Annotated in this window: 17 protein-coding genes; 8 read left to right on the plus strand and 9 right to left on the minus strand. The window is 71.3% G+C overall.

Annotated elements, in window-relative coordinates:
• Positions 1–1,386: hydrolase (locus KUF83_RS30675; protein WP_254644624.1), on the plus strand; the 1,386-nt coding region annotated here is incomplete at its 5' end.
• 410 nt (positions 1,387–1,796) lie between these two features.
• On the opposite strand, the gene KUF83_RS30680 is transcribed toward KUF83_RS30675, so the two are convergent.
• The 3 genes from KUF83_RS30680 to KUF83_RS30690 all read right to left on the minus strand — a co-directional run bounded on the left by KUF83_RS30680 (position 1,797) and on the right by KUF83_RS30690 (position 5,523).
• Positions 1,797–3,914 carry an ATP-binding protein gene (locus KUF83_RS30680; protein ID WP_217458254.1) on the minus strand — a complete coding sequence of 706 codons (2,118 nt, stop codon included), beginning with the start codon at positions 3,912–3,914 and terminating at the stop codon, positions 1,797–1,799.
• Entirely contained in the window at positions 3,911–4,630 is a 720-nt protein-coding gene (locus tag KUF83_RS30685; RefSeq protein WP_217458255.1) for a DUF4255 domain-containing protein, read from the minus strand. Before KUF83_RS30685 ends, KUF83_RS30680 begins: the two co-directional genes overlap by 4 nt.
• 224 nt (positions 4,631–4,854) lie before the next feature.
• A complete protein-coding gene (locus KUF83_RS30690) occupies positions 4,855–5,523 on the minus strand; it encodes a response regulator transcription factor (RefSeq protein ID WP_217458256.1) in 669 nt (222 codons plus the stop codon).
• A 230-nt stretch (positions 5,524–5,753) separates the two neighbouring features.
• On the opposite strand from KUF83_RS30690, the gene KUF83_RS30695 reads away from it, so the two are divergent.
• Both KUF83_RS30695 and KUF83_RS30700 read left to right on the plus strand, forming a co-directional pair.
• Entirely contained in the window at positions 5,754–8,969 is a 3,216-nt protein-coding gene (locus tag KUF83_RS30695; RefSeq protein WP_217458257.1) for an AAA family ATPase, read from the plus strand.
• Positions 8,970–9,083: 114 nt separating this feature from the next.
• The gene (locus tag KUF83_RS30700; RefSeq protein WP_217458258.1) at positions 9,084–9,599 is read left to right on the plus strand and encodes a GNAT family N-acetyltransferase; all 516 of its coding nucleotides are present in this window, start codon (positions 9,084–9,086) and stop codon (positions 9,597–9,599) included.
• 63 nt (positions 9,600–9,662) lie between these two features.
• Here the strand turns inward: KUF83_RS30700 and KUF83_RS30705 are convergent, their stop codons facing one another.
• From KUF83_RS30705 to KUF83_RS30725, 5 genes are all read right to left on the minus strand, one after another.
• Complete coding sequence (locus KUF83_RS30705; protein ID WP_217458259.1) at positions 9,663–12,992, minus strand: S8 family peptidase; 3,330 nt, start codon at positions 12,990–12,992, stop codon at positions 9,663–9,665.
• A gap of 210 nt (positions 12,993–13,202) precedes the next feature.
• A complete protein-coding gene (locus KUF83_RS30710; RefSeq protein WP_217458260.1) occupies positions 13,203–14,228 on the minus strand; it encodes an ABC transporter in 1,026 nt (341 codons plus the stop codon).
• Positions 14,225–15,166 (minus strand): ABC transporter ATP-binding protein, encoded by a 942-nt coding sequence (locus tag KUF83_RS30715; RefSeq protein WP_374106207.1) that lies wholly within the window; start codon positions 15,164–15,166, stop codon positions 14,225–14,227. Before KUF83_RS30715 ends, KUF83_RS30710 begins: the two co-directional genes overlap by 4 nt.
• Complete coding sequence (locus tag KUF83_RS30720; RefSeq protein ID WP_217458262.1) at positions 15,166–15,579, minus strand: GntR family transcriptional regulator; 414 nt, start codon at positions 15,577–15,579, stop codon at positions 15,166–15,168. Before KUF83_RS30720 ends, KUF83_RS30715 begins: the two co-directional genes overlap by 1 nt.
• 178 nt (positions 15,580–15,757) lie before the next feature.
• Positions 15,758–16,015 carry a GntR family transcriptional regulator gene (locus KUF83_RS30725; protein WP_217458263.1) on the minus strand — a complete coding sequence of 86 codons (258 nt, stop codon included), beginning with the start codon at positions 16,013–16,015 and terminating at the stop codon, positions 15,758–15,760.
• 161 nt (positions 16,016–16,176) lie between these two features.
• Between KUF83_RS30725 and KUF83_RS30730 the strand changes: the two genes are divergently transcribed.
• On the plus strand, positions 16,177–16,485 hold the full coding sequence (locus tag KUF83_RS30730; RefSeq protein ID WP_217458264.1) for a hypothetical protein: 309 nt from the start codon (positions 16,177–16,179) through the stop codon (positions 16,483–16,485).
• Positions 16,485–16,775, plus strand: a complete 291-nt coding sequence (locus tag KUF83_RS30735) for a hypothetical protein (protein ID WP_217458265.1) — start codon at positions 16,485–16,487, stop codon at positions 16,773–16,775. The genes KUF83_RS30730 and KUF83_RS30735 overlap by 1 nt, the downstream gene beginning before the upstream one ends.
• Before the next feature lie 91 nt (positions 16,776–16,866).
• Here KUF83_RS30735 and KUF83_RS30740 read toward each other — a convergent pair whose 3' ends face one another.
• Positions 16,867–19,158: a (Fe-S)-binding protein gene (locus KUF83_RS30740; RefSeq protein ID WP_217458266.1), complete on the minus strand. Its 2,292-nt coding sequence runs from the start codon at positions 19,156–19,158 to the stop codon at positions 16,867–16,869.
• Between the two features lie 347 nt (positions 19,159–19,505).
• Here KUF83_RS30740 and dnaK point away from each other — a divergent pair, with 347 nt between their 5' ends.
• The 3 genes from dnaK to dnaJ all read left to right on the plus strand — a co-directional run bounded on the left by dnaK (position 19,506) and on the right by dnaJ (position 23,332).
• Complete coding sequence (gene dnaK / locus KUF83_RS30745) at positions 19,506–21,374, plus strand: molecular chaperone DnaK (RefSeq protein ID WP_217458267.1); 1,869 nt, start codon at positions 19,506–19,508, stop codon at positions 21,372–21,374.
• Entirely contained in the window at positions 21,371–22,054 is a 684-nt protein-coding gene (grpE, locus tag KUF83_RS30750) for a nucleotide exchange factor GrpE (protein WP_217458268.1), read from the plus strand. The genes dnaK and grpE overlap by 4 nt, the downstream gene beginning before the upstream one ends.
• 87 nt (positions 22,055–22,141) lie before the next feature.
• Positions 22,142–23,332 (plus strand): molecular chaperone DnaJ, encoded by a 1,191-nt coding sequence (dnaJ, locus tag KUF83_RS30755; protein ID WP_217458269.1) that lies wholly within the window; start codon positions 22,142–22,144, stop codon positions 23,330–23,332.
• Position 23,333: the final 1 nt, after the last annotated feature.

Below are 23,333 nucleotides of genomic sequence, written 5' to 3' on the forward strand. Positions count from 1 at the left end.
GGTGGTAGTACGACTGTGCGGTTGCGTGTGCGCAATACCGGTGACGTGGTCGATGAGTACCGCTTCGAGGCGGTTGGTGATCTGGCGCCCTGGACGAGTGTGGAGCCGCAGTCGTTGCGGTTGTATCCGGGGACGACGGGGTCGGTGGAGTTGTCGTTCGCGCCGCCGCGTACGCCGGATGCGACGGCGGGTCCGAATCCGTATGCGGTGCGGATCACGCCGACGGAGCATCCGGAGGCGGTCACGGTCCCGGAGGGGAACTTGACGATCACGCCGTTCACGGAGGTGCGGGCGGAGCTGGTGCCGCCGACGGTGAAGGGCAGGTTCCGGGGCCGGCCGAAGCTGGCGGTGGACAACCTCGGCAACACGAAGGTCACGGCGTCGGTCGGCGGGAGTGACAACGGCGATCAGCTCTCGTATGACATCCATCCGAGCAATGTGCAGATCGAGCCGGGTCGTGCGGCGTTCGTGAAGGCGACGCTGAAGCCGCGGCAGATCATCTGGTTCGGGTCGAAGGAGGAGCGGCCGTACACGCTGGCCGTGCAGCGGTCGGGGGTCACCCCGCTGGATGTCGAGGGCACGTACGTGCAGCGGGGCTTCCTGCCGCGCTGGCTGGCCACCTTCCTGGGCGTCTTCATGGCGCTCGCGATCACGTTCGTGATGCTGTGGATCGCCTACAAGCCCCAGGTCCGCAGCCAGGCCAAGGAGCAGCTCCAGGAAGCCGGCATCAGTACGTTGCCGCCTGCCAGCCCTTCGGTGTCGCCGCCCGCCCCGCCCACGCCCACCGTCCCCGCCACGACACCCACGCCCGCCGCGGAGGCGCCGCCGGCGGGCGGCGGCGGCTCGGGCGGTGGTGGTGGCTCGGAGAAGGAGAAGAAGACCCCGGAGCGGACCGCGGCGACCGCCGTCCAGCAACTGGCCGCGCAGGACCCGGGCGGGCGGCACATCTGCTACCGGGCCTTCGTCACCGACAAGGGCTGGACGGACGCGGTGTGCGACGGCGAGACGGCCGGCTCGGTGGGCCAGAGCAAATCGATCAAGGCCCTCAACATCGCGGTGTCCGGCACCAAGGGCACGGCCGGTGTCGCCTTCATCCACAACCCGGGGTCGACGAACGGCAAGGGCTACTACAACAACGTGCCCTGGTCGGGCGTGCCCGACGGCATCGACAACTACATCGGCAGCACCAAGCAGGACGCCCAGAACATGCTGGGCTTCACCATCAACGTCGACGAGGGCGGCGGCCCGGTCTGCCAGACCACCCACGTCCACAACGAGGGCTGGCACGGCATGGGCTGCGACAAGCCCGGCGAGGGCGAGGGCTTCATCTTCGGCGGCACCCTCACCAACGACCTCTGGCTGGAAGCAGTCAAGTTCACGGTCTGACCACCCCCGGCCGCGGAAGACGCGTCCAGGCGCGTGCATTTAGGGGCGCGAGGCCGAACGGTCTTCTGGGGACGCGCATTCAGGGGCGCGGGGGAACGGCGCATTCGCTGAGGGGCGCGGGCATTTAGGGGCGCGGGGGAACGGCGCATTCGCTGAGGGGTGCGGACATTTAGGGGCGCGGGGAACTGCGCAGTCCTTCAGGGGGCGCGGGGAACGGCGCATTCGTTGAGGGGTGCGGGCATTTAGGGGCGCGGGGAACTGCGCAGTCCTTTAGGGGGCGCGGGGAACGGCGCAGTCTTTTAGGGGCGCGGGGAACGGCGCAATCTTTTAGGGGCGCGGGGAACTGCGCGACCAGCCCCCACCGGCCCGCAGCCAAGAAACACCCGGCACCCCAGAACAGGGGAAGGCGGCTACCAGCCACCTTCCCCCGGTACCAGCCGCCCCGCCTTCCGATACTCCCGCCGAGCCCCCTCCAACAGATCCCCGGTCGTGACCGCCCCCCCACGCCCGGCAGCGGCATACGCGGCGGTGACGACCGCACTCCGAATGGACCCCCCGGCCAGCTCGAAGTCCCGCGCGGCCGCCTCCGGTTCGATCCCCTCGGCACACGGAACGTGGGCAAGACTGTGCCGCCACAGCGCCCGCCGCTGCTCGGCGTCCGGGAAGGGGAAGTCGACCACCAGGTCCAGCCGCCGGGTGAACGCCTCGTCGATGTTGGCCCGCAGGTTGGTCGTGAGCAGGGCGATGCCGTCGAAGGACTCCAGACGCTGGAGCAGGTACGCGCTCTCCATGTTGGCGTGTTTGTCGTGGGAGTCCTTGACCTCCGAACGCTTGCCGAAGACGGCGTCGGCCTCGTCGAAGAGCAGCACGGCGTCCGTACGGTCGGCCTCGGTGAAGATCCGTTCGAGGTTCTTCTCGGTCTCGCCCACGTACTTGTCGACGATCGACGAGAGCTGCACGACGTAGAGGTCCAGGCCGAGTTCGGCGGCGACGACCTCGGCCGACAGGGTCTTGCCGGTACCGGACTCGCCCGCGAAGAGCCCGAGGACGCCGTGGCCCCGGCCGCCTCCGGCGCTGAGCCGCCAGTCGCCGAGCACCCGGTCGCGGTGGCGGGCGCGCAGGGCGAGTTCGTGCAGCTGGGTGAGGGGTCGGTCCGGCAGGACGAGGTCGTCCCAGCCGACGTCGGGCCGGATCCGGCGGGCGTGCTGCTCCAGGCCGGAGGCGGACTGCTGCCGGGCGGCCAGCCGGAGGTGGGTGGCGGTCACCGGCGTGCCGTCGAACGCGGCGAGGTCCAGGGCCGCGCGGGCGGCCCGTTCGATCCGGTCGCCGCCGAGCCGGTACGGGGCGACGGTGACGGCCAGGTCGAAACCCGGACCGTCCGCTCCGGTGCCGAGCGCGGCCGCCCAGGTGTCCACGGCGCCCGCCCGCCCCCGGGGTGCGTCGAGGACCAGTGGGTCGTGGTCGCACCACTGGGGGTCGTACGGCCGGGGCCCGGTGACCAGCACGGGTACGCCGGCCGCCGACAGCGCCCGCAGGAGCGGGCCCGGCTTCTCCGGCAGCGGCGACACGACGATCGCACGGTCGCGCAGCCGGGCTTCGCGCAGCAGGCGGGGGAGGAGGTCGGCGAGCAGTTCGGGGAGCGTCTTGCCGACCGCTACGGGAGAGAAGTGCAGGGCCTCGATACCGGCCGCGCGCAGGGCGCCCGTCGCGCACACGAGCCCGTCGCCCTCACGGTGCTCGCGCAGATAGACGGTGAGGGGAGCCGAGGCCAGCCGGCCGGCCAGCTTGGCGGTGAACTCCCCCTCCGGCGAGGACGCCGACGTGGAGGCCGATGCGGACGCGGAGGTGGACACGGAGGTGGACACGGAGGAGGACGCGAAGGTGGGCAGGTCGAGCGGATGGACGTACCCGCCGAGCGCCGCGTCCGGTGTGTCGTCGCCGAGCAGATGGGCGACGAGCCGGTCGGGCACGCGCAACGACCGGCTGAGGAAGGGCCGTTCGGGCTCCTCGACGGTCAGCAGTCCGAGCGCGGTCAGGGGCGCGGAGGGATGCAGCCGGGCCCGCGCCTCAGCGAGGTGCGCGGGCAGCCCGCACAGGTCGAGCGCCAGCCCGGCGGTGGCGAGCCGTCTGCTGATGTCGTCGTTGAGGTACCCGTACAGCGGCTCGAAGGAGCGGTCCAGCTCGGGGGCGAGGGTGATGAGCAGGATCCGGGTGTCCAGTTCGGTGAGCCCGAGGCGTACCGCGAGCCGCACCAGCCGGTCGCCCGGACCGGCCTCCGTGTCTCCCGCGTTGCCGCCCGCTGCCACGCCCCCGGGTTCGGCCGTGTCCTCGAACACGGAGGTCCACGATGTCGTCGTGGGCCCCAGAAGAGACCGTACGGCCTCCTCGGAGAGGTACAGCCCGCGCAGCGGATCGTCCGCGGTGGGGTCGCCGGCGCTGCGCTCCGCCACCAACTCGGCGACGCGGGCGCGCAGTCGGGCGAGGCGGGTGAGGATCGTGTCGGCCGTTCGGGAGGCGTGAGTGGTCACTGCTGCTGTTCTCCGGGGTGCTGTTCTCCGGGCCGTCGTTCGCCGGTGTCCGGCGCGGTGTCCGGCGCGGTGTCCGGCGCGGTGTCCGGCGCGGATTCCGGCCGCCGGGGCCGGTGGCTGCGCTCCTGCGAGCCCTCCAGGGTGCCGTCCATGCCGCGTACCCGGACCGCGCCCTCCGTGACCGGGGGACCGACGTCGTACTCGGGGAAGGACGGGAAGGGTGCGGTGACCACGAGGTCGAGCGACGGCTTGAGTTCGCCGCCCAGGGCCGACCAGATCTCGGCCATGGAACGGGACTCGGTGTGCAGCCCGGCCACCGTGAGCGGTACCGACAGGCCCATCGCGCCGAGGGCGCCCGGCAGTTCCTCCGGGGCGAGCAGTTCGCGGGGCAGCATGGTCGCCAACACCGCCGAGAGCAGACGGTGTTCGTCCTGGGGCTGTTTGGTCCAGGCGGTGACCAGGTACGACAGCCTGAACCAGCGGGGCGGCTGGCGGCGGCGTACGACGATGTCGCGCTCGTCGCGGACGGTGACCTGGCCGCGCTGGCGCCGGTTGACGTCCTCGCGGATGTCGTACAAGTAGGCGTTGACGGCCGGGGCGTTGCGCCGGGCCGCCCAGTCGCGGGTCGGGGCCTCGAAGGCGATCTCGATGCCGGAACCGGCCAGGGCGCCACCCCCGAGCAGCCGCTTGAGGACCTCGTCCACCTCGTGGATCACCGTCGTGCTCCCGCCCTGCCGTGCTGTGCCCTGCCGTGCCCCGCCGTACCGTGCCGGGAGGCCGCCGAGCCCCACCGGCACCGGCATCGCTGTTGCCGGCGCCGCTGTTGCTGTTGCTGTCGCTGTCGATCGTGCCCTGCGGAGCCTTCGCCTCCGCAGGCACGCCGGGGACGACCGCCGGGCAGACCGTGCTGCCCACGCTTCCGTTTCGATTGCCCGTTCGGTCAGATGTAGCCTTCGCGGAGGGCATGGGCCACGGCATGCGCCCGGTTGCGCAGATGCAGTCGGGTGGTGAGCCCGTGCATCACGTTCTTGACGGTCCGTTCGGAGTAGGACAGCTTGCTGGCGATCTCCCCGGTGTCGAGCCCTTCGGCGACCAGCCTCAGTACGTCCACCTCACGGGGTGCGAGTCCCGAGGAGGGGGCACCGGGATGGCTGCTCGCGGTGCGGTGCAGCGATCCCACCTGGCTGATCAGCCGCCCGAGCAGATCGGCGGGCAGGTCGCCGTCGCCGCGGGAGGCCGCGACGACCGCCTGCACCAGCCGGTGCGCGGTGGCCTCGTGGCGCCACACGATGGCTCCGACGCCGCACTCGATGACGTCGAGGAGCTCGGTCTCGCGGATCACGCTCACCACGAGGACGGCACGGGCTCCCTCGCTGCGCACCAGGCGGCGCAGCCGGGACAGGGCCGCCTCGTCCAGTGTCTCGCTGATCAGCAGGGCGACGGTGTCCGGGCCGGTCTCGGTCTCCTCGCGGAGGTCGATCACCGGGTGCTGCCGCAGCTGGCTGAGCGCGCCCTCCCGGGAGATCGGGTCCGACGCGTGCACCGCCACGGGTATGCGGGACTCCGGCTCGGCCGTGCCCGGAGTCGTGGTCCCGAATGAGCTGCGCAACCGACTCCCCTATGTTCACTGGCCCGTCAACTCTGTTGCGTCTGTGACAGGCGTGCGAGAACCACATTTCTGTGCCCCGCGCGCCGGGCGCAATCGTGGAGCACCACGAGACACACCACGAGATCGGGGACCGTGGCGCGTTTCTGACCGTGGGTCATGTCACGCAACGCGGGCCGTGTGTTCCCCCGTCCCACACAGGGGACCGCATCACGGCTGTGAGGGAGGCAGGAATGGACGCACCGCTGCTTGAACGCGGGGAGGCCCTGGAGCTGGTCGCCGCCGAGGCCGTGCGCGCCCGCGCCGGATCGGGTCGGCTGGTCCTGCTGCGGGGCGCCACCGGCACGGGCCGTTCCGCGCTCCTGGAGGCCGCCGCCGAGCAGGCGGAGGCGGCCGGGATGCGGGTGCTGCGGGCCCGCTGCTCGCCCGACGACACCACCGTTCCCTTCGCCGTGGTTCGTCAACTTGTCGGTCCGAACGAGGAGTTCGCGGACGCGGGCCGGATGCCGGACGAACGTGCCCGGGCCGCCTGGCTGTGGCGGCTGCTGCGTTCGTACGCGGCCGGGCCGCCGCTCCTCGTCACCGTGGACGACGTCCATCTCGCGGACGACTCCTCGCGGCGCTGGCTCGCCGACGCCGCGCGAAGGGTGGACCGATTACCCGTTCTGCTGGTGGTGACCGAGCGCAGCCAGTACGACATCGACGCTCCGGCGGCCGGTCTCGCCCACACGCTCTCGCCCGCGCTCGTCCGCACCCTGACGCTCCCTCCGCTGGGCGTCGACTCCACGACGAGCCTGGTCCGTTCGGACTTCGGCGGGGTGCCCGGGACGTGGGTGGAGGACTGCGTACGGGCGGGAGCGGGCAGCCCGTTGCTGCTGCGTGCCCTGCTGGACGACCTGCGCGGAACCCTGCCGGCCACCGTGCCGAAGACCTGCGCCGCGCTGTATCCGGGGACCTACCAGGCCGCGGTGTCGTGGTGGCTGGACAGCGCGGGCCCCGCGACGGCGGAGGTGGCGCGGGCGCTGGCGGCACTGCAGGAGGACCGCCCCGCGGCCGATGCCGCGTACGGCCCCGTCACCGGCCGGCCCCCGGCCGACCCGTACGACGGCCGCCCGGCGTGGACACCGGCCGACCCGGATCACGGTCCCTTGGACCGACCTCCGACCCACCCGGCCCATGGGCACCCGACCCATGGCCACCCGGACTGGACACCGGCCGATCCGGATCACGGTCCCTTGGACCGGCCTCCGACCCACCCGACCCATGGGCACCCGACCCATGGCCACCCGGACTGGACACCGGCCGATCCGGATCACGGCCACCTGGACTGGGCAGCGACCTACCCGGCCCACGGCCACTCGGACAGGGCTGATTCCGGCCCTGTCTCCGGCCCTGTCTCCGGTTCAGTCTCCGACCCCGCCTCCAACCCCGCCCATGGCCACCCGATCCGTATCGCGGCCGCCCGGACCCGGCCTCCGGAGGACGACCATGCCTTCGTCGGCGGCCTGTTCCCGGTCGGTGACGGGCTCACCGGACTCGCCGAGCTCGTCGGCGCGGTGGCCGGTGCCGACCCGGCACGGGTGGCGGGTTGGCTCACCGCCATGACACGGCTGGGGATCCTGCGCCCCGGCGCCGACGGGCGGCCCCGATTCGCCCATCCCCTGCTGCGGGACGCGGTGCTGAGCGGCTGGCCCGGTCCGCGGCGGCAGGCCGCACACCGGGCGGCCGCCGAGGTGATGCTGCGCCGCGGCGACCGCGCCGAGGCCGTCGCCGGCCAGCTGCTGCGCTCCGGCACGGTGGGCGAGGAGTGGGCCACCGGGGTCCTCCTGGACGCCGCCGCCATCGCCGTCCGCGAGGGCCGTACCGCCGACGCCCTGCCCTGTCTGCGCAGGGCCCTGGACGAGCCGCTGCCCGACGACCACCGCCAGCGCCTCCTCACGGAACTGGGCTCCCTGGAGTACGCCACCGTGCGCTCTTCCGCCGGAATCCCGCGCCTCGCCGAGGCGGTGCGGCTGCCGGGCGTGCCGCAGGACCGGGTCCGTGCCGCGGTGGCCCTGGGCACGGCGCTGGCCGGGCGGGGCGAGGCCCGCGCCGCCGTCGACGTGCTGCGCTCCCTCGACCCCCAGCTGACGGGCCACCCCGACCTGTCCCGCACGGTCCACATCGCCTCGGCACTGCTCTCCGACCACGACCAGGAGATCCGGCAGGAGGTGTACCGCTGGCTGCGGGAGACCGCCGGGCGCTCACCGGGCCTGGTCGGCACCGCCGGTCAGGCACTGCTCGTACGGTACGAGGCGACAGCGGGCCTGATCTCGGCGGACGCCGCCATGGAACGGGTGCGCGCCCTGCTCGCGGAACCCGCCGACCCGCTCGCGGAGCCGTTCCTGCTGGGCACGGCCGCCGCCGTCGCGCAGTGGGCCGACGAACTCGACGAGGCGGAGCGGCTCGTCGAGCGCGGGCTCGCCCGGCAGCGGCCGTCCCTGCTGCACCCCATGCACCGGGCCCTGCTGAACGTCGGGGCCGACATCGCGGCGGCCCGCGGCGACTACGCGCGCCTGCTCACCGGGCCCGAGGCCCCGCGGCCGGCGGGGGCCCGCTCCGGCCCTGCCAACGGCCAGGCCCACGCGCTGGTCGCGCTGGTCGAGACCGGCAGGGTGGCGCAGGCCCGCCGGCTCGCAGGCGGCTTCGACCTGAGGGAGGCGCAGGACTCCTGGGAGCTGAACCGGTTCCTGTACGCGCGCGGTGTGCTGCGGGCCGCGGCCGGGGATCCGGCGGGAGCGCTCGGCGACTTCCTCGAATGCGGGCGCCGCCAGTCGGCCCGTGACGTGGTGAGCCCGGTCGTCACCCCCTGGCGGACGGCCGCGGCGGAATGCCGTCTGGCACTCGGCCGGCCCCGGGAGGCACTCGAACTGGCCGAGGAGGAACTGCGGCTGGCCCAGGTGTGGGACACCCCGCGCCTGGTGGGGCGCGCCCTGCGGGTGCTCGGCACGGCGACCGGCGGGCGGCGCGGTCTGGAGCTCGCCGACCGGTCCGTACGGGCGCTGAGGGACGCCGGTGTGGACACGGAGCTGATTCCCGCGCTGGTCGCCCAGGGACGCCAGCTCACCGCGGCGGGGGACCGGGCCCGTGCCCGTGACTGCCTGCGGGAGGCGGCCGAGCGTGCCGAACGGCTGGGCGCCGTGCGGCTGCGGGCCACCGCCGAGGAGGCCCTGCGTGAGGGTGGCGCGCGCCGCACCGCGACGGCGCTCACCGGCTCGGGCGCGCTCACCGGAAGCGAGCGCCGCATCGCCGAACTGGCCGCCGACGGCCGCACGAACACGGAGATCGCGGAGCTGCTGCACCTGGCGCGCCGCACCGTGGAGACCCATCTGACCAGCACGTACCGGAAGTTGGGCATCCGGCGGCGGGGCGGTCTGACGGCCGCGCTGGGCCGGGAGCGGGACACCTGACGCACGCACGCCCTCCCTGCGGCCCCGGCCACGTCTGCTCAGTCCCCGCCCGGCCGCCTCGCCCCGCCGGGATATTGCTTTGCGGCGCCGGTTGCCGCCGCCGACACTGGCCCCGTGCTGACCCGACGTGAGACCCCCGCGGACGTATCCGCCGTGCGTGCCGTGATCGCGGCCGCCTTCGCGAAGCCGGACACCCCGGACCCCGTGGAGGCCACCCTGCTCGACGCGCTGCGGACCTGTGACGGCTGGCTGCCGGAGCTGTCGTACGTGGCGGTCGACGAGAAGGACGAGGTCGTCGGCCACGTCGTCTGTACGCGCGGCCACGTCGACGGGGTGCCGGCCGTCGGGCTCGGCCCGATCGGTGTGCGCCCCGACCTGCAGCGGCGCGGCGTCGGCCGCGCCCTGATGCACGCGGTGCTCGGCGCCGCCGACGCCCTCGGCGAGCCGCTGGTCGCCCTGCTCGGCAGCCCCGCGTACTACGGCCGCCACGGCTTCCGGACGAGCACCGAGCTGGGCATCCACGCGCCCGACCCCGCCTGGGGCGAGTACTTCCAGGTCCGCACCCTGACCGCGTACGACCCGGCCGTGCGCGGCACCTTCACTTACGCGGAGCCGTTCGGCGACCTCTGAGACGCGACCGGCCCGGGCCTGTGGGGCCCGGGCCGGATACAGGGGTTTGTGGGGTGCGCGCCCCTACTTGGTGGTGCGGTAGGCCCCGTGAAGGGTCTGTTTCAGGGTGTTGCCGTCTGCGTCGGTGAGGGTGGCGCGCAGCGAGACGGTGCCGGGCTTGGCCGGGCTGCGCAGCTTGAGGAACTTGCCGTCCACGGCACTGGCCTTCTTCCAGGTCCGGCCGTTGTCGTAGGAGACGGCGAAGGCGAGCTTGCGCAGCGAGGCGACCTCGGTGGCCGCGCCCTCGAGGGTGAAGGGCACGGTGAGGGTCGTCCTGGCCTTGGCGGTACTGGCCAACGACAGCTTCGGAGCGAAGCGGACGACCGTCAGCGGCAGCCGCTCGGACGTGTCACCGGCGACATGGGCCGAGGCGAAGGTCCAGGTCGCGGCGACCCGGGTGCCGACCGCGAACTGCGCCGGGGCGCGGGAGACGTCCACGTCGAGCTTGTAGGTGCGCCGGCCGGCGGGGACGGTGTGTGACTCGCCGTTCAGCGGTTCGTCCACGGCGAAGATCTTCTCGCCGTCGGCGTGGAGCGAGCTGCCGGCCTTCGTGTAGGCGGAGGTGCCCAGGTTGCCGTCGGCGTCGGAGAACAGCGGCAGGTACGCCGAGAAGGTGTCGCCGGAGCGGAGCGCGCCCGGCCGGTCGACGCCGTGCGCGAGCGGACCCGAGGGGAGGGACGGGCCGAAGACGCCGACGTTGAAGCGCTGGGTGTGGTCCCTGCCCGCCGTGTACGCCCTGGGGGCGCCCACCAGGGTGTTCTCCCACGTCGGGTCGCCCTCTTCGTCGGGGGCGCCGAGCTGGCTGACCTGGTAGAACCACTTGATGCCGTTGGGCAGTACGTAGTCGGTGCCGGTCAGCGGCAGACGGCCCGGCGTCTGGAAGAGGTTGAAGTAGCCGCCGGGCATCAGCGGCGCGGCCCAGACGGTCGCCGTCCTGCCCTTGACCGGCGTCCCGACGACGACCTTGACCTTGGTGAGCTGCGAGCGCCCGACGTTCTTGGTGAAGCCGGACAGGTCGCCCGTACGGTTCCATGCCAGCCGGTAGTTGACGGCCTTGTGGGTCCAGATGCCGTGGTACATCGCGGACGCCTCGGCGGCCGGCACCGGGGCGCCGAGCTGTCCGACGCGCAGGCTGCCGAGAGAGGGGGCGTCGTACAGGGACGTGTACGGCTTGTTGTTGACGTCGACGTGGAAGAAGAACATCGCGCCCGCGGGCCTGGCCGCGCCGTCCGGCACGGTGACCTTGACGGGCTTCGTCTTCCGGGCGTCCATGACCAGGGTCGTGTCCTTGGTCAGCGCGAACTTCGGGTGCAGCAGCACGGACCGGCCGGAACTGCCGGTGAAGAACCTTCCTTCCAGGGCGTAACGGCCCTTCGGAAGACGGATGGTGACCTTGCCGTCCCTCTTGTCGGCGACCTCCGTCCAGATGTCGTTGTCCAGGCCGTAGATACCCGTCTCGGCGTCGTCGGGGACCTTGCCCTCGAGGTCGAGGTGCTTGATGGTCAGGTCGTACGACTCGACCTCGCGGACGACGCCGAGGGAGGTGCGCGCGGTGGTGGTGCCGTCGGCGGTGGTGGCGGTCACCGAGCCGCCGAAGCTGCCGTCGGTCGTTCCCGCACGCGTGTCGGCGGTCACGGTGGCGGTCGCCTCCCCGCCCGCCGGGACGGTGAGTTGCCGCGGTGAGACGGTGAACAGGCCCTCGGCCGTGGGCTTTCCGTCGTCGCCGTAGGCCTCGGTGGCCAGGTCGAGGGTGACCGGTCCGGTACCCGCGTTGCGGTACGTGACGTCCTTGGTGACTGGCTGGTCGTCGGTGTGGGGGAACTCCTGTGTCCCGAAGCCCAGCGAGGTCGGGCTGCTGGTGAGCTGCTGGGCGACAGCGGCGTCGACGTCCACCCGGCCGGTGCCCTGCGTGTACGCGGAGGTGGCGGCGGCCGGCTTCGCGGAGGCGGTGAGGGCGGCCTTGATCCGCTCGCCGGTCCAGTCGGGGTGCTGCTGGGCGAGGATGGCGGCGGCGCCCGCCACATGCGGGGTCGCCATCGACGTACCGCTCATGGAGACGTAGCCGTCGGCGGCGGGTTCGCCCATGAAACCCTCGGCGGCCTTGGCGGCGACGATGTCGACGCCAGGCGCGGTGAGGTCGGGCTTGAGGGAGCCGTCGGCCGTGGGACCGCGGCTGGAGAAGTCGGCGAGGGCGTCCTGCCGGTCGACCGCGCCGACGGTGAGCGCGGCGGCGGCGCTGCCGGGCGTGCCGACCGTGCCTTCCTTGGGACCGTCGTTGCCGGCGGCTATCACGAACAGGGCGCCGGAACTGGCCGACAGGTCGTTGACGGCCTGTTCCACGGGGTCGATGCCGGGGCGGTCCTCGCCGCCCAGGCTCATGTTGACGACCTCGGCGCCCTGCGCGACGGCCCACTGCATACCGGCGATGACACCGGAGTCGTCGCCCGAGCCCTCGTCGTCGAGCACCTTGCCGACCAGGAGCCGGGCGCCGGGCGCGACCCCCGCGTACGTGGTGCCCGCGGGAGACGCGGCCCCGGAGCCCACGATCGTCGAGGCCACGTGCGTGCCGTGGCCCGCGCGGTCGACGGTGTCCGCGGCGGCGGAGAAGTTCTTCTCCGCGTCGATACGGTCCTTCAGGTCCGGATGTGTCGCGTCGACGCCGGTGTCGAGCACGGCGACCTTGACGCCCTTGCCGTCGTACCCCGCCGAGTGGGCCGCGGGTGCGCCGATCTGCGGCACGCTCCGGTCCAGGCTCGCCTTGACCTTGCCGTCCAGCCAGATCCTCCTGACCTTCGCGGAGCCGGTGTCACTGGTGAGCGTCTCCCACAGCGCGGAGCCCTCGGACTTACGGGCGCGTACGGCGTCGCCGTTGATGCTCGGCAGATCCCGGCGGACCGTGGCGCCCGAACTCCGGAACGTGCCCTCCGACACGGACGTGCCCTTGTCGTAGGTGACGATCAGCGGCACGTCGGAGCGGCGGGCGTCGTCGTAGTGCCCGCCGACCAGCCGCTTCACGTCGAACAGCCGTCGGTCGACCGTGCCGTTCGCGATCAGGGCTTCGGCGTCGCGCGGCACGACATACGCGTGACCGGCTGCCTGCTGGATGCGGAAGCCGATCCCCTTTCGGCCCTCGGCGGCCACCACGCCGGTGACCTTGCCCTTGGCGTCCAGGGCCACCTTGTCGCCGGTCACGAGCGTGACCGTCCTGGCGGAGGCGGGGAGCGGGGCTTCGGCGGGGGCGGCCTGGGCGCCGCCGGACGTGCTCACCAGCAGTCCGGCGCCGAGCGCCGCCGCGAGAGCGGCAGCCGACGGGACCGTGACGACCGCTCGTTTCCTGTGCTTGTGCGACTTCAACTCGTGCCTTTCACATGGTTCGTGGCGATGTGCCCGCCGGCTCGGGGCAGCACCAGGGCGCGGCGGAGCGACACCTGGCCGCTCGGCCGCGTACTGGGAAAGGGACTGCGAGGAGAACCGGGAGGAGAACCGCGAGGGGATCGGGCCGGACGACGAGCCCGGCCGGTCAGCGGCGCTCGGACAACGGCGCTCGGTCAGCGGCGCTAGGGGTCAGACGAGGCGCTTGCGGCCCCAGAGGATGACGAACGCCGCGATGCCGGCGGTCAGGGCCAGCAGGATCGAGGCGCCGAGCCACTGCATGGAGGACATCTGCGAGATCGGGATGTAGTCGACCGACCAGCCGACGACCTGGGCCTTGTCCAGGCACGCGTCTCTGGCCTTCTCCGTCGCCTCGGCGCAACTGCCCCAGCCGATGAGGTCGCCGGAGGCGGTGCGGTAGAACTCGTCCATGGCGTAGGCGCCGGCGGGCACGTCCGGGGAGGAGCCTTCCCCGACGCCCTTGTCGGTGGTGAGGGTCATGACGTTCCCGAGGGACATCCGGGAGTACGCCCAGACCACCTGCACGACGACCGCGAAGCCCAGGGTGACGACCATCGACAGCAGGGTCCGGCGCAGCAGCATGCCGATCGCGATGCCGCCGACGACGGTGAACAGGGTGAGGGCCACCGGCACGGGTCCGCTGCTGTCGAAGGCGGCCCCGGACCAGTCCAGGACGTACGACGACGACTTGACCGGTGACCACCACCAGGTGAACGCGGCGGAGACCGCCGCGGTGCACACCGCGACCAGCAGCAGGGTCGTCCCGAGCTTGGTGCCGAGCCAGCGGACGCGGCTGGCGGACTGTGTGGTGACGAGCTTGGCGGTGCCGTTCTCCAGGTCCGCGGCGAGCAGGGGCGCCCCCACGAAGACCCCGATCAGGACGGGCGCGAACCCGATCAGCTGAGAGGCCGCGCTGAGCGGCTTCTGGTGGCCGAACTTCTCCTCCCAGCCGGCCTTCAGACCGGTGATGGAGCCGTATCCGTCGAGGTACGCCATCATCTGCTGGCGTTGGTAAATCATCACGGCGACGGTGACCGCGGTGGCCGCCAGCAGGGTCCAGTAGGCGGCCCGGTGCTGACGCCAGACGAGCCAGTTCATGCCGCTGAGCCGCGGGCCGCGGCCTCGGCCTGCTTCGGCGGGAGCGGTCCCGGTGGGTGCCGGGCCGCCGGTGCTGCCGGTGCGGGTCATGGTGCTCATGCGGCCACCGCCTGCGGTGCGATGTACGAGCTGGGGCTGATCAGGGGTGGTGCCTCGGGGGTGCGCAGGTAGGCGAGCAGGAGTTCCTCCAGGTTCGGGGTGCTCGCCTGCCAGGGACCGGCGACCGGCCCGTCGGGGCGGATCAGCGAGGTGAACTGCCGTCCGCTGAGGCGGGTTTCGACCACGGTGTGGTACGCGAGCTCCGGGGGCGTGTGCCCGTCGGTGTGGGCGCCGGTGAGCAGGGCGTGGGAGGTGCGGAGTTCGTCGACCTCACCGGCCAGGCGCAGCCCGCCGCCCGCGATGACCAGCAGGTAGTCGCAGGTGTTCTCCAGCTCGGCGAGCATGTGGGTGGACATCAGCACGGTGGTGCCGCGCTCGGCGGCCTCGGCCAGCAGGGTGCTCATCAGCTCGTGGCGCACCAGCGGGTCGAGGTCGGACATCGGCTCGTCGAGGAGCAGCAGGTCGGGACGCTTGCCGAACGCGACGGCGAACGCCACCCGGGTGCGCTGGCCGCCGGAGAGGGTGCCGATCTTCGCCTCGAACGGCACGTTGCCCGCGCGGACGATGTTCTCGGCGGCCCGCTGGTCCCAGCCGGGGTTCAGTTCGCGGCCCAGACGCAGGGTCTCGGCGACGGTGAAGCGCCTGAACAGCGGCTTCTCCTGGGCGAGGAAGGCGGTACGCCGGCCGGCCTCCGCGGACTCCGGGGCCGCCCCGAACACCCGCAGGGAACCGGTGGTCGGCTCCAGCAGGTTGGCGGCGATGGCCATCAGCGTGGTCTTGCCTGCGCCGTTGGGGCCCACCAGGCCGCAGATCCGCCCGGCGGGCAGCCGGAAGGAACAGTCCCGCAGCGCCCAGCCCCGGCGGTACCTCCTGCCGACCCCGCGGGCCTCTATCGCGGACTCCTCGGCCGAATAGCCGTGGCCCGCCTCGTGGTTCATCATCCGTGCCCCCCGTTCTCGGCGGTCGCCCCGGTCTCGGCGTACCGCTCCTCCATCACCGACGTGACGAGCGCCGTCACGTCCTCCTGCTCCAGACCCGCCTCGTGGGCCCGGTCCATCCACGCCTCCAGCTCGCCCCGCAGCGGTGAGTCCGCCCCCGTCTGGGGGCTGGCCAGCGACAGACGGACGAAGGTGCCCAGACCCGGCCGCAGCTCCACCAGGCCCTCACGGTCCAGCTCGCGGTAGGCCTTGAGCGTGGTGTTCGGGTTGACCGCGGCGGTCGCCGCGACCTCCTTGGCCGTCGGCAGCTGGTCCCCGGGCACGAGTACGCCGAGGCGCAGCGCCTGCTTGGTCTGCTGAACGATCTGCTGGTAGGCGGCGACCCCGCTGCGCCTGTCGATCCGGAATTCCATCGTCCATCACCACCCTTTAGCTAATGAACTAGTGGACTAGTGGAGTGATGATGGAGCACGGATCGCGTACCTGTCAAAGACCTCTGGTCAGCGGGGGTCGGGACCGAACGCCGAAGGCCCTCCCGTCGGTTGATCGACGGAAGGGCCTTGGATCTTCTGGGGGTCTGGGGTGTGCCGGCTACTCCTTGGTCTCCTCGGAGGCCTTGGTCGGCCGCTCGGCGACGAAGGAGCCCAGACCGGGTTCGGTGTAGATGAGCCCCTCTGCGCGCAGGCCCTTGTGCACCTTCTGTGCGGTGACCGCGGCGATCCCGAACTCGCCCGTGATCTCCACGACAGAGGGGATGCGCGTACGCGGCGGGTAGGTGCCGTCCTCGATGCGGCGGCGGATCACCTCGGCCACTTGGCGCCAGCGGGGGATGTCGGCAGCAAATTCCATCACCGCACCACCATGCGCAGACGACCGTAATCTGTGCGATTCACAGTTAACAGTGCAGACAGCAGTACACCGCAGTAGGGTGGATGCCCAAGAGACCCCGGCGACGGAGTGGAGCCGCCCCGGGGCACGGCCACCAGCAGTCCTGAACCGGAGCTGATGACATGACCGACCTTATCCATCGCCTTGCCGTCTGGGTGAGCCTCCTGCTCATCCCGCGCGGAGCGCACCGCAGCCCGCCGGGCCGTCCGGCACCCGCCGTCCATCTGCCGCCGCGAGCCGATGTACTGCCCCTCCCTGCCCATCGCAGCCCGTACGGGCTCGACGGCCCGCTCGACGCCACCGCCACCAGAGCCGTACGCCCTTATGTGACCGCCCACGAACAGTGGTGGCGGCGCCGCGAACTGGCCCTGGCCACCCTGGGGCTGGACACACCGGGCCCGTACTGGATCCACGGGGTGGAGGTCGCCTGATGGAACCGCAACCGCTGGAGCAGCCGCGCCTGTTGCCCTGGTCGGGGCCCGAGGGCAAGCCCTGCTATCTCATCAGCGACGACCAGGGCGGGCCTCTCTCCCGCCTCGCCGACGCCACGGAATCCATCCAGCTCGGCATGGGCACGGAACTCCTCGCGCACGCCCACGAGATGCTGCCGGACAGCCCGCGGGGCGAACTCCGTTTCCTCGCCGAGCGGTTGAGCGAGGCCCTGCAGGCGGCCCTGCGGGTGGCCGAGAGCAGGGGCCGACGCCTCAGCCGGCTGAACTGAGCCCCGGCACCGGCACGGGTACCGGCACCGGAGACGCCGACACCCCATGTCCGGGCGGGACATGGGGTGTCGGCGGTGCTGACGCGGTGGACTACTTCACCGGCTGCGGCTCCGGCTCACTCTCCGACTCGGACGTACCCGCCGGGGGCTCGTCGTCGAGCGGGGTCTTCACGGAGTCGAGCAGCAGCTGGGCCACGTCGACGACCGTGATGGACTCCTTGGCCTTGCCGTCGTTCTTCTTGCCGTTGACCGAGTCGGTCAGCATGACCAGGCAGAACGGGCAGGCGGTGGAGACGATGTCCGGGTTGAGGGAGAGGGCCTCGTCGACGCGCTCGTTGTTGATGCGCTTGCCGATCCGCTCCTCCATCCACATCCGCGCGCCACCCGCGCCGCAGCAGAAGCCGCGCTCCTTGTGGCGGTGCATCTCCTGCTGACGCAGGCCCGGGACGGCCGACATGATCTCGCGCGGGGGCGTGTAGATCTTGTTGTGGCGGCCCAGGTAGCAGGGGTCGTGGTAGGTGATGAGGCCCTCGACCGGGGTCACCGGGATCAGCTTGCCCTCGTCGATGAGGTGCTGGAGCAGCTGGGTGTGGTGGATGACCTCGTAGTCGCCGCCGAGCTGCGGGTACTCGTTGCCGAGGGTGTTGAGGCAGTGCGGGCAGGTCGCGACGATCTTCTTCGCGGACTTCGGCTTCCTGGACTCCGCGGGGAAGTTGCCCTCGTCGTCCATCTCCTCGCCGAACGCCATGTTCAGTGCGGAGACGTTCTCCATGCCGAGCTCCTGGAACAGGGGCTCGTTGCCGAGGCGCCGGGCGGAGTCACCGGTGCACTTCTCGTCGCCGCCCATGATCGCGAACTTGACGCCCGCGATGTGCAGCAGCTCCGCGAAGGCCTTGGTGGTCTTCTTGGCGCGGTCTTCGAGCGCGCCCGCACAGCCGACCCAGTACAGGTACTCGACCTCGGTGAGGTCCTCGATGTCCCGGCCGACGACCGGGATCTCGAAGTCGACCTCCTTGGTCCACTCCAGACGCTGCTTCTTGGCAAGACCCCAGGGGTTGCCCTTCTTCTCCAGGTTCTTGAGCATCGTCCCGGCCTCGGACGGGAAGGCGCTCTCGATCATCACCTGGTAGCGGCGCATGTCGACGATGTGGTCGACGTGCTCGATGTCGACCGGACACTGCTCGACACAGGCGCCGCAGGTGGTGCAGGACCACAGGACGTCCGGGTCGATGACGCCGTTCTCCTCCAGGGTCCCGATGAGGGGCCGCTCGGCCTCGGCGAGGGCCGCGGCGGGCACGTCCTTGAGCTGCTCGGCCGAGGCCTTCTCGTTGCCCTCCATGTCCTTGCCGCCGCCGGCGAGGAGGTAGGGGGCCTTGGCGTGCGCGTGGTCGCGCAACGACATGATCAGCAGCTTCGGGGAGAGCGGCTTGCCGGTGTTCCAGGCGGGGCACTGCGACTGACAGCGCCCGCACTCGGTGCAGGTGGAGAAGTCCAGCAGGCCCTTCCAGGAGAACTGCTCGACCTGGGAGACGCCGAAGACGTCGTCGTCGCCGGGGTCGGTGAAGTCGATCGGCCTGCCGCCGGAGGTCATGGGCTGCAGCCCGCCCAGGGCCGTACCGCCGTCGGACTTGCGCTTGAACCAGATGTTCGGGAAGGCGAGGAAGCGGTGCCAGGCCACACCCATGTTGGTGTTCAGCGAGACGACGATCATCCACACGAACGACGTGCCGATCTTGATCGTCGCGACGAGGTAGACCAGGTTCTGCAGCGCGGGGACGCTCAGGCCCTTGAAGGCCAGGACCAGCGGGTACGAGGCGAAGTACCCGGCCTCGTAGTGCTCCACGTGGTGCAGTGCGCCCTCCAGGCCGCGCAGCACGTAGATCGCGAGGCCGATGGTGAGGATGACGTACTCGACGAAGTACGCCTGACCGGACTTGGAGCCCGCGAAGCGGGACTTGCGGCCGGCCCGCGAGGGCAGGCTCAGCAGCCGGATCACCATGAGCACGGCGATGCCCAGGATCGTCATGACGCCGATGAACTCGATGTAGAGCTCGAACGGCAAAAACTCACCGATGAACGGCAGTACCCAGTCGGCCTGGAAGAGCTGACCGAAGGCCTGCACGAGGGTCGGCGGCAGCGTCAGGAAACCGACGGCCACGAACCAGTGGGCGAAACCGACGATGCCCCACCGGTTCATCCGGGTGTGACCGAGGAACTCCTTCACCAGCGTCACGCTGCGCTGGTAGGGGTTGTCGGCGCGGCTCCCGGCGGGCACGGGCTGGCCCAGCTTGAAGTACCGGACGAACTGGCCGATGGCGCGTGCGATCAGCGCGATGCCGACCACGGTCAGAACCAGCGACACGATGATCGCGGCGAGTTGCATTCAGGGGCTCCTCGGGCCTGCGAGGGTGCATTACTAAGCGGTAACTTATGCAGTCCTCTGAGACTACCCACTCCTCTGTCCGCACTGTAGTCAGGGGCACGGTGATCTGCGTCGCTGAGGCTTGCCTGGGTACGCGTGGCGGGGCGGCGCCCCGTCAGGGGCGCGGGGAACTGCGCGACCAGCCCTCACCGGCCCGCAGAAAACACGACGACCCGCAGGTCACACCCCAAGATGCGCGTAAGGAACAGATAAGAGTTGAGCCTCCACGACTCACCTCTGTTGACCACGCGGCGAGCGTCATGCACACTTGAGTCCGTTCCACTCAAGTCATTGCTGGAGGAATTGAAATGGCACGTGCGGTCGGCATCGACCTGGGCACGACTAACTCCGTCGTCAGCGTTCTGGAGGGCGGTGAGCCCACCGTCATCACCAACGCCGAGGGCGCCAGGACCACGCCGTCCGTCGTCGCCTTCGCCAAGAACGGCGAGGTGCTCGTCGGCGAGGTCGCGAAGCGCCAGGCGGTCACGAACGTGGACCGGACGATTCGTTCCGTGAAGCGTCACATGGGCACGGACTGGAAGATCGAGCTCGACGGGAAGCACTTCAACCCGCAGCAGATGAGCGCCTTCATCCTGCAGAAGCTGAAGCGCGACGCCGAGGCGTACCTGGGCGAGAAGGTGGCCGACGCGGTCATCACCGTCCCGGCGTACTTCAACGACTCCGAGCGCCAGGCGACGAAGGAGGCCGGCGAGATCGCGGGCCTGAACGTCCTGCGCATCGTGAACGAGCCCACCGCGGCCGCCCTCGCGTACGGCCTCGACAAGGACGACCAGACGATCCTCGTCTTCGACCTCGGTGGCGGCACGTTCGACGTGTCGCTCCTGGAGATCGGCGACGGCGTCGTCGAGGTGAAGGCCACGAACGGCGACAACCACCTCGGTGGTGACGACTGGGACCAGCGGGTCATGGACTACCTGGTCAAGCAGTTCAACAGCGGCCACGGCGTGGACCTCGGCAAGGACAAGATGGCGCTCCAGCGCCTTCGCGAGGCCGCCGAGAAGGCCAAGATCGAGCTGTCCTCGTCCACCGAGACCACGATCAACCTCCCCTACATCACGGCGTCCGCCGAGGGCCCGCTGCACCTGGACGAGAAGCTCACCCGGGCTCAGTTCCAGCAGCTGACGGCCGACCTGCTGGAGCGCTGCAAGACGCCGTTCCACAACGTCATCAAGGACGCCGGCATCCAGCTGAGCGAGATCGACCACGTCGTTCTCGTCGGTGGCTCCACCCGTATGCCCGCCGTGGCCGAGCTCGTCAAGGAGCTGACCGGCGGCCAGGACGCCAACAAGGGTGTGAACCCGGACGAGGTCGTCGCCATCGGCGCCGCCCTCCAGGCCGGTGTCCTCAAGGGTGAGGTCAAGGACGTCCTGCTCCTCGACGTGACCCCGCTGTCCCTCGGTATCGAGACCAAGGGAGGGATCATGACCAAGCTCATCGAGCGCAACACCACGATCCCGACCAAGCGGTCCGAGATCTTCACGACGGCCGAGGACAACCAGCCGTCCGTGCAGATCCAGGTCTACCAGGGCGAGCGCGAGATCGCGGCGTACAACAAGAAGCTCGGGATGTTCGAGCTGACCGGTCTGCCGCCGGCCCCGCGCGGGGTCCCGCAGATCGAGGTCGCCTTCGACATCGACGCCAACGGCATCATGCACGTGACCGCGAAGGACCTGGGCACGGGCAAGGAGCAGAAGATGACCGTCACCGGCGGCTCCTCGCTGCCGAAGGACGAGGTCGACCGCATGCGCCAGGAGGCCGAGCAGTACGCGGACGAGGACCACCGTCGCCGCGAGGCCGCCGAGGCCCGCAACCAGGGCGAGCAGCTCGTCTACCAGACCGAGAAGTTCCTCAAGGACAACGAGGACAAGGTCCCGGGCGACGTCAAGACCGAGGTCGAGTCGAGCGTCGAGGAGCTCAAGGCCGCGCTCAAGGGCGAGGACACCGCCGAGATCCGTACGGCCACCGAGAAGGTCGCCGCCGTCTCCCAGAAGCTGGGCCAGGCGATGTACGCCGACGCCCAGGCCGCTCAGGGTGCGGCAGGCGCCGAGGCCCCGGGTGACGCCGGTGCCGACGCGGGTGCCAAGGCCGCCGACGACGACGTGGTCGACGCCGAGATCGTGGACGAGGACCGTGACCGCAAGGACGGTGCCGCGTGACGGAGGAGACCCCGGGCTTCGACGAGCAGCAGTCGCAGCAGCCCGACGTCCCCTCCGGCGCCACCCCTGAAGACGCCGAGCCCAAGGCTGCCCCCTCCTCCGCGGAGGACGGGGCGGCCCGGGCAGGGGACGCGGCAGCAGCAGCGCAGATCGCGGGCCTCACCGCTCAGCTGGACCAGGTGCGCACGGCGCTCAACGAGCGCACGGCGGACGTCCAGCGGCTCCAGGCCGAGTACCAGAACTACCGCCGCCGGGTCGAGCGCGACCGGATCGCGGTCAAGGAGGTCGCCATCGCGAACCTCCTGACCGAGCTCCTGCCCGTGCTCGACGACATCGGCCGCGCGCGGGAACACGGCGAACTGGTCGGCGGCTTCAAGTCGGTCGCCGAGTCGCTGGAGACCGTCGCGGCGAAGATGGGCCTGCAGCAGTTCGGCAAGGAGGGCGAGCCCTTCGACCCGATGATCCACGAGGCCCTGATGCACTCGTACGCGCCCGACGTCACGGAGACCACGTGCGTGGCGATTCTGCAGCCGGGGTATCGCTTCGGCGAGCGCACCATCCGCCCCGCGCGGGTGGCGGTGGCCGAGCCGCAGCCGGGCGCTCAGGCGGGCAAGGACGAGACGGACGCCACGAGCACGGCGGCCGACGACAAGGAGAGCGGTGGCCCGGACGAGGGCTGACGTGAAACAGGGCGTACGCGCGCCCGTACACACGGGCAGCGTCGAGCGCGTACGTGACAGTGACGTACGGAAGGAGGGGCGTCGAGGATGAGCACCAAGGACTTCATCGAGAAGGACTACTACAAGGTCCTCGGCGTCCCCAAGGACGCCACCGAGGCCGAGATCAAGAAGGCGTACCGGAAGCTCGCCCGCGAGTTCCACCCGGACGCCAACAAGGGGAACGCGAAGGCGGAGGACCGCTTCAAGGAGATCTCCGAGGCGAACGACATCCTCGGGGACCCCAAGAAGCGCAAGGAGTACGACGAAGCCCGCACCCTCTTCGGCAACGGCGGGTTCAGGCCCGGTCCCGGCGCCGGCGGCAACTTCAACTTCGACCTGGGGGACCTCTTCGGAGGCGGCCCCCAGGGCGGAGCGGGCGGCGCCGGCGGGGCCGGCGGCTTCGGCGGCGGCATCGGTGACGTCTTCGGCGGCCTCTTCAACCGCGGCGGCACGACCACCGGCACCCGCACGCAGCCGCGGCGCGGCCAGGACATCGACACCGAGGTCACCCTCAGCTTCACCGAGGCGGTGGACGGCGCGACCGTCCCCCTGCGCATGACCTCGCAGTCCCCCTGCAAGGCCTGCTCGGGCACCGGCGACAAGAACGGCACACCGAGGGTGTGCCCGACCTGCGTCGGCACCGGCCAGGTCGCCCGGGGCTCGGGCGGCGGCTTCTCGCTGACCGACCCGTGCCCCGACTGCAAGGGCCGCGGTCTGATCGCGGAGCACGCGTGCCTGGTCTGCAGCGGCTCGGGGCGCGCCAAGTCGTCCCGGACCATGCAGGTCCGTATCCCGTCCGGAGTGTCGGACGGGCAGCGGATCCGCCTGCGGGGCAAGGGCGCACCCGGCGAGCGGGGCGGCCCCTCGGGCGACCTGTACGTCACCGTGCACGTGGGCGCCCACCCGGTCTTCGGCCGCAAGGGCGACAACCTCACCGTCACCGTGCCCGTCACCTTCACGGAGGCGGCGCTCGGCGGCGAGGTCCGTGTGCCCACGCTCGGGGGGCCTCCGGTCACCCTGAAGCTGCCCCCGGGCACGCCCAACGGCCGTACGATGCGTGCCCGTGGCAAGGGCGCGGTCCGTAAGGACGGCACCCGCGGGGACCTGCTGGTCACCGTCGAGGTGAGTGTCCCCACGGACGTGACGGGGAAGGCTCGTGACGCGCTCGAGGCGTATCGCGAGGCCACCGCGGACGAGGATCCGCGGGCGGAGCTGTTCCAGGCCGCGAAGGGAGCATGAG

This window comes from Streptomyces sp. BV286, from assembly GCF_019090165.1.
Classification (GTDB): Bacteria; Actinomycetota; Actinomycetes; order Streptomycetales; family Streptomycetaceae; genus Streptomyces.

Excerpts from the sequence above, each read along its gene's own strand:
- KUF83_RS30715 (WP_374106207.1), bottom strand. The coding sequence starts at position 15,166 with ATGAACCACGAGGCGGGCCACGGCTATTCGGCCGAGGAGTCCGCGATA.
- KUF83_RS30730 (WP_217458264.1), top strand. The coding sequence starts at position 16,177 with ATGACCGACCTTATCCATCGCCTTGCCGTCTGGGTGAGCCTCCTGCTC.
- KUF83_RS30735 (WP_217458265.1), top strand. The coding sequence starts at position 16,485 with ATGGAACCGCAACCGCTGGAGCAGCCGCGCCTGTTGCCCTGGTCGGGG.
- KUF83_RS30725 (WP_217458263.1), bottom strand. The coding sequence starts at position 16,015 with ATGGAATTTGCTGCCGACATCCCCCGCTGGCGCCAAGTGGCCGAGGTG.
- KUF83_RS30695 (WP_217458257.1), top strand. The coding sequence starts at position 5,754 with ATGGACGCACCGCTGCTTGAACGCGGGGAGGCCCTGGAGCTGGTCGCC.
- KUF83_RS30740 (WP_217458266.1), bottom strand. The coding sequence starts at position 19,158 with ATGCAACTCGCCGCGATCATCGTGTCGCTGGTTCTGACCGTGGTCGGC.
- dnaJ (WP_217458269.1), top strand. The coding sequence starts at position 22,142 with ATGAGCACCAAGGACTTCATCGAGAAGGACTACTACAAGGTCCTCGGC.
- KUF83_RS30720 (WP_217458262.1), bottom strand. The coding sequence starts at position 15,579 with ATGGAATTCCGGATCGACAGGCGCAGCGGGGTCGCCGCCTACCAGCAG.
- dnaK (WP_217458267.1), top strand. The coding sequence starts at position 19,506 with ATGGCACGTGCGGTCGGCATCGACCTGGGCACGACTAACTCCGTCGTC.
- KUF83_RS30710 (WP_217458260.1), bottom strand. The coding sequence starts at position 14,228 with ATGAGCACCATGACCCGCACCGGCAGCACCGGCGGCCCGGCACCCACC.